Origin of the sequence: Cupriavidus sp. UYPR2.512, assembly GCF_000379565.1 — a bacterium.
Taxonomy (GTDB): domain Bacteria; phylum Pseudomonadota; class Gammaproteobacteria; order Burkholderiales; family Burkholderiaceae; genus Cupriavidus.
In genome coordinates, this window is the sequence record NZ_KB902949.1 from 1 (window position 1) to 4,537 (window position 4,537).

General features: G+C 62.1%; 6 protein-coding genes and 2 pseudogenes. 4 read left to right on the forward strand and 4 right to left on the reverse strand.

The genetic code is table 11. The annotated features are described in order from the left end of the window. The 4 genes and pseudogenes from A3A5_RS44730 to A3A5_RS0112945 form a co-directional block, all read right to left on the reverse strand. Positions 1 to 180 (reverse strand): annotated as a pseudogene (locus tag A3A5_RS44730) (transposase); the annotation flags it as partial. 387 nt (positions 181 to 567) lie between these two features. Then, a pseudogene (locus A3A5_RS0112935) lies at positions 568 to 1,089 on the reverse strand (IS66 family transposase zinc-finger binding domain-containing protein); the annotation flags it as partial. 31 nt (positions 1,090 to 1,120) lie between these two features. Next, on the reverse strand, positions 1,121 to 1,471 hold the full coding sequence (gene tnpB / locus A3A5_RS0112940; protein ID WP_018310995.1) for an IS66 family insertion sequence element accessory protein TnpB: 351 nt from the start codon (positions 1,469 to 1,471) through the stop codon (positions 1,121 to 1,123). Continuing rightward, entirely contained in the window at positions 1,471 to 1,881 is a 411-nt protein-coding gene (locus A3A5_RS0112945; protein WP_018310996.1) for a transposase, read from the reverse strand. The genes tnpB and A3A5_RS0112945 overlap by 1 nt, the downstream gene beginning before the upstream one ends. Before the next feature lie 753 nt (positions 1,882 to 2,634). On the opposite strand from A3A5_RS0112945, the gene A3A5_RS44040 reads away from it, so the two are divergent. The 4 genes from A3A5_RS44040 (at position 2,635) to A3A5_RS0112955 (ending at position 3,994) form a co-directional block, all read left to right on the forward strand. Then, entirely contained in the window at positions 2,635 to 2,778 is a 144-nt protein-coding gene (locus A3A5_RS44040; protein ID WP_198293138.1) for a hypothetical protein, read from the forward strand. Beyond that, positions 2,742 to 3,035, forward strand: coding sequence for a DUF3560 domain-containing protein (locus A3A5_RS44045; protein WP_232431335.1), 294 nt, complete (start codon positions 2,742 to 2,744; stop codon positions 3,033 to 3,035). Before A3A5_RS44040 ends, A3A5_RS44045 begins: the two co-directional genes overlap by 37 nt. Beyond that, positions 2,986 to 3,438, forward strand: a complete 453-nt coding sequence (locus A3A5_RS44050; RefSeq protein ID WP_018310997.1) for a hypothetical protein — start codon at positions 2,986 to 2,988, stop codon at positions 3,436 to 3,438. Before A3A5_RS44045 ends, A3A5_RS44050 begins: the two co-directional genes overlap by 50 nt. Positions 3,439 to 3,769: 331 nt before the next feature. Beyond that, positions 3,770 to 3,994: a hypothetical protein gene (locus tag A3A5_RS0112955; RefSeq protein ID WP_018310998.1), complete on the forward strand. Its 225-nt coding sequence runs from the start codon at positions 3,770 to 3,772 to the stop codon at positions 3,992 to 3,994. Positions 3,995 to 4,537 lie beyond the last annotated feature (543 nt).

Below are 4,537 nucleotides of genomic sequence, written 5' to 3' on the forward strand. Positions count from 1 at the left end.
CAGCGCCTTCCATTGGCAACCGAGGTAAAGCAGTTTCAGGATGTAGTTGAAGATCGCGTGCGCGGTCAGTTTGGATGCCGGTCCCCGGCTTCCTGCCGTGAGGTGCGGCAAGACAAATTGTTCGAACTGCCCGCGGCTCAATTCCGTTGGAATCCGTTGCCATTGCTGGCTGTGCGCCATTATCGACCGCCAAAGATCGGGAATTCTAGCGGATCACGGCGGAAATCGGCGAAAGTCATACCCACAAAGGACTTCAGGCAAATTTGGCAGCCTTGAGAAACCCGCAACCAGTTGAAAGCTACGTGGGGTGGCTCGATGCACCATCGTCAGCCAGAAGATACGCCAACTCACAACACAGAATACGGCGATCAGATTGGCCAGGCGGTCGGCGGTACGCAACATGGAGTCCTCTGCCTTGCAGCCGGACTTCAGGATCCTGTGGAACACTTCCGTAGCGCGTACCATTCCAGCTTCTCGACAGCTTGCCTGCGGGTGGTCACCGGCAAATTTGTGATCAGCTTCCACTCTATGCGCTTTCTTCCTGCAGGTGCGCCTCGTTCAATAGCAAGGGATGATGCGCGCGGGTGCCGGTGTTGTCTTGATGCCGCCATCGCAGCACGGACAGGCGTATTTGACGCGTTGGTGCTGGAGAACACGGATCTGCTGCGGCACGATGTCGAGTTGCTCGCTGATCTCGACACCGATCTCGACCAGCGCCTGGCCGTCGAGCGGGCAGACGCGCTCGGACTCGGGCAGCTCGTGGCGGACTTCCACACGCGGCAGCGCCGGATCAAGCGGCTTGCGCCCGTGCTTCTTTCGCGCGTGGCCCGCCACCTCGATCCCTGGCGTACCTTCCGCTTCCTGCGCCGGCGTCGTTGCAGCGCTCGGCGCCAGTGCCTCAGCTTCGTTGAGGAACAGGTCCTTCTGCTCTGAGCCACGGGCTTCGCTCTTGGCGGCGAACAGCTTGCGCTGGAAGGCCTTCAGTTGTTCCTTCAACAGATCTCGCTCGACCGTCACCACGCGCAACGCAGCCAGGCTGGCCTGCAGGGCTTCGTACTCCTCGGCGGTGATGGTGACGGTGGTCGACATGGCGGGTTAGACCGCCGCTGTAATGCGGCGTTCACGCCGCCCGATGATACGCGCGCTCCGGATGCCGACGCACCGCCTCGATGTCGATACCTTCGCGCAGCCAGTGGAGTTGCTCGACTGTCAGCGTCGCCACCGGCGCCTGACGCGGCCATACGAAGCGGTCCTTCTCGAGACGCTTCAACAGCAACCAGAAGCCGTTGCGGTCCCAGAGCAGCATCTTGATGCGATCGGCCCGCCGGTTGCGGAACACGTACACCGCGGCCGCGAACGGATCGAGCCCCAGCGTCTGCTCGACCAGCGCGGCGAGGCCGTTGATGGATTGACGGAAGTCCACCGCCTCGCGGTGCAGGTACACCTTCAACCCTGCGTCAAAGCGGAACATCAGCGCTGACCTCCAAGCGCCTCGATCATGACCTTGACGAGTTCGGCGTCCTGGACGCCACAGGACAGTTCCAGCGACGTGCCGTTGGGAAGCTTGGCACTAAGCAGCGCCGATCGCTGGCAAGTTTGCGCGGCCACACTCGCTGGACTCAAGTGCACAGGGGCCACGACCGGTACAAATGCCGACAGTGGTCCCTCGCCGGACTGCATTGCCTGCCGGTTCTGCCCAATCCATTTGCGTAACTGGTTGGCGTTGATGCCAGCCTTGAGTGCCATGCTCGAAACCGACGCCCCCGAGTTCAGGCACAACTGAACCAGTCGCCGCTTGGCTACCGGATCGTAGTCGCGCTTGCCATTGGAGCGCACCCGCACCGCCTGCAGCGGTAAGAAATCAATCTGTTCCTCTACCATGCTTGCGTCCGCAAAAGTCGTTGCGGACGCAAGCTTGACCCCTCATGCTCTACCAAGATAGGGCGTCCTTCACTAGCCGCTTACGCGAATTCATCGAGGATCGCTATCTTCTCTTTTCTTGATGCCCCGCGGTAGCGCGAGCTCACCGCTGCGACAAGTTCCTTGCGTGTTGCCATGCTGACCTTCCCCTTCACGTTGTTCTGCTCCCACGGCACTATGCCGTGGGTAGCAAATTACGTGAGGCAACGGGTCAGCTCTGGTAGCAGAACCGATGAGTCAATGCGCCGGACAAAATGATTGTCGCCGCCCAATCAAGGGCCGCGCGCCAAGCGCGCTGAAATCCTCGCCCGTTCCTGCTCGCTGCGCTGCGCGGGCTGCGGCCTCCGGTTTCACCCTTGACAGCCGTAGCGGGCCGGCTGAATCCGTCGCGGGGCGGCGAACTCAGGGAAAACGGCGGCAAGGCAATCATCACTCACAGCCTCGCTGAACCCGTCACGCAGGGGACGGGAATCTTGGGAGCCGGTCAGCAGTAAAAGCGAACCCATTTTCGATGGAGGTCGAAATGCCCGCACTTCGGTTAAATCATTGGTTGGTAATCCTTACGAATGCGTACATGGAATACACGTACACGCCTTGGAATGACCGCAACGTGTATCGCCGCACCGTTGATTACCGCCATGTCGTTTGGTGTTAAGCGCAGCAGCCCAACCAAGGCGGGCGAGCGAGCGCGCCGCACCTGACAGGAGCAAGACGATGAACAAGTACGAAGCGAAGCAGGAAGCCCGCCGCGCCCGTCTGGCCGCCCGTGCAGCGCACGCGCGCTCGGCAGCAACGATGCAGTACACACCCGCGCTAAAACGATGGCTTCGGTCATTCCGTTCGGTCAGCCGATCTTGACGGGCCACCACTCCGAGGGCCGCGACCGCCGCTATCGAGCACGTGTACACGCAACGTTTGGCCGAGCCTTCGAACTGCACGACACGGCGAACGCGCTCGACCGGCGCGCGGAAGCAGTCGGCAAGGGCGGCGTATCTGGCGACGACCCCGAAGCCATTCCGAAGCTCACCAGCGAAGCTGGCCGAGCTGGAGGCACGGCACGACAAGATGAAGCGCACGAACGCCCTGATTCGCCGCGAGGATCGCGCAGGGCTTGAGCGCATGGGCTACACGGCAGCAGCCATCGACGCGCTTTCTCGTCCTGACTTCGCCGGCCGGGTTGGCTTCGCTTCGTATGAAATCACCAATAGCGGCGCGAATATCCGCCGCGTGCGCGACCGCATCGAGGCATTGAAGAAGATCGCAGAGCGCACCGACCGCGAGGAAGAAGGGCACGGCTACACGTACCGCGAGGACACGGAAGATAACCGCGCCGTGTTCCTGTTCGACGCTAAGCCTGCCAAGGACGTGCGCGATCTGATGAAGCGCAACGGCTTTGTGTTCAGCCCGACGCGTTCGCCAGTCGGCCAGTCGGCCTATGTGCGCAAGCTCACGGCCAACGCCATCAACACCGCGAAATGGCTTCGCCCGCAGCTCGATGAGCTGCTGACCGGCGAGTAATCGCCGCGCCTATCCGGCCCGCTACGGCGGGCCGCAACCGACAGGACGAAGCCATGCAGATGCATTTGATCTTTTCCGATGAGGCCGACGTAATCGCCTTTTGGCGGGCAAGGAATGGAAATCATGGGCCGTGGACGTAGCAGCGGGGCCGGAGAAGCGGCCGACCTACCGCCACACGTAGTATGCGCGCGCACGCGAGGGCGAGGGCGAGGGCGAGGGCGCCATAGCGTGCGTGAAACGCGATATGCCGTGCAAGGTCGCACGCGCAGGGTTCGCCGCTCGCCTCGCTGGGCCTCGCGAGCTGGGTTATGTTCGCACGGAGGGTTGAGCCATGCCGAAAAAACGCTCGAGCGCGACCGCCACGAATGCGGCCGACGCACGCAACCTGAAAGCGGCCGAGCTGGCCGCGAAGATGCCGGACGCGCGAGACGGCCTGCTGGCCGCCGCGCTCGCTGCCGTCTGCGACGGGCACGCGGCCGTGCTCGAAGGCAACCAGAAAGCGGCCGACGCCGCGGCTGCCGACAAGGCGTTTATCAGTGAAACCCGCTACATGTAGCGGCCCGATAACATCCGGCGCAGGACCCGATTACATCGGAGCTTATTAGCTGAGAATATCGGCGCGGGCGGGACCACATTCCATGAAAATGGGCCCACTTTAGTTGAGAACAGCTCGATAACATCGGCTAGGATCCACATTGAGCGAGAACGCAGACGGTTATCTTGTGGGAAGGCTTTCAGGCCTTGCCCGCCCAAAGCTCAATCCCGTGCTGTCGACGATGAGACTGATCGTCTCGCCGCGCGCGAGACGCCGGGCCAGCTGTTCGCAACGCTTAGTGACGCTCACCTCCAGTGAAGCGAACCGTTCGCCCAGCTGACTGGCGCTGGGCACCGGGATGTCCAGCCCGCGAGTCTCCCAGAAGTCCTCCATATAGCCGGTGATCTACCACATCCCCCAGCCGAACAGCCGGTAGAAGGTAAAGATCAGCTCGATGTACGCCGTGGTGTAGGTCGGCTCACGCCCCGACACGCCCGGCGTACGGATCTTTGCGTTGATAAGCTGCGCCTTCAGATCGCCGCCCGGCACATACAGGCTGATCAT

Excerpts from the sequence above, each read along its gene's own strand:
- tnpB (WP_018310995.1), bottom strand. The coding sequence starts at position 1,471 with ATGTTCCGCTTTGACGCAGGGTTGAAGGTGTACCTGCACCGCGAGGCG.
- A3A5_RS0112945 (WP_018310996.1), bottom strand. The coding sequence starts at position 1,881 with ATGGTAGAGGAACAGATTGATTTCTTACCGCTGCAGGCGGTGCGGGTG.
- A3A5_RS44040 (WP_198293138.1), top strand. The coding sequence starts at position 2,635 with ATGAACAAGTACGAAGCGAAGCAGGAAGCCCGCCGCGCCCGTCTGGCC.
- A3A5_RS44045 (WP_232431335.1), top strand. The coding sequence starts at position 2,742 with ATGGCTTCGGTCATTCCGTTCGGTCAGCCGATCTTGACGGGCCACCAC.
- A3A5_RS44050 (WP_018310997.1), top strand. The coding sequence starts at position 2,986 with ATGAAGCGCACGAACGCCCTGATTCGCCGCGAGGATCGCGCAGGGCTT.
- A3A5_RS0112955 (WP_018310998.1), top strand. The coding sequence starts at position 3,770 with ATGCCGAAAAAACGCTCGAGCGCGACCGCCACGAATGCGGCCGACGCA.